This window comes from Neobacillus drentensis, assembly GCF_036966985.1.
GTDB lineage: Bacteria > Bacillota > Bacilli > Bacillales > Cytobacillaceae > Neobacillus > Neobacillus drentensis_E.
This window is the reverse complement of record NZ_JBALSN010000252.1, coordinates 6,439-6,924: the sequence shown is the minus strand read 5'-3', so window position 1 is coordinate 6,924 and position 486 is coordinate 6,439. Positions and strand designations below refer to the sequence as shown.

Annotated in this window: 1 protein-coding gene; it reads left to right on the top strand. The window is 43.2% G+C overall.

What is annotated here, in order from left to right:
* A partial coding sequence (locus V7659_RS16910; RefSeq protein ID WP_335540981.1) for a tripartite tricarboxylate transporter substrate-binding protein occupies positions 1-486 on the top strand: 486 nt, incomplete at both ends.

The window sequence follows — 486 nt, the reverse complement described above, 5'->3', positions numbered from 1 at the left end:
TATATGAAAAAAATTCTTACATCTGCATTAGTGCTAGCGTTATCTGTTGGAACCTTGTTGGGGTGCGCTGCTAAGACATCGGAAACTCCGAAAGCGGGTGAGCAAGCCAAAACTGAGAAATCGGATTATCCGACTAAGCCAATTAAGTTAATCGTCTCTTTTCCTGCAGGTGGAGGAACCGATTTGGGTGCTCGTCAGTTAACGCCTTATTTAGAAAAAGAATTAGGTGTTCCTGTAGTCATTGAAAATAAAGCCGGAGGAGGCGGTTGGGTCGGATATTCGCAATTGCTTAGTTCTGCTCCGGACGGCTACACAATTGGGTATGTGAATACACCAGGCCTGATTACTGGCTATGTTAATCCGACGGCGCAAAGAAAAGAGAATTTGGATAGCTTTGAGTTCATTATTAATCACGTAAAAGATGCAGGTGTGATTGCTGTACGTACGGATGAAAAGCGTTTTACGGATATCAAAGGATTAGTGGAG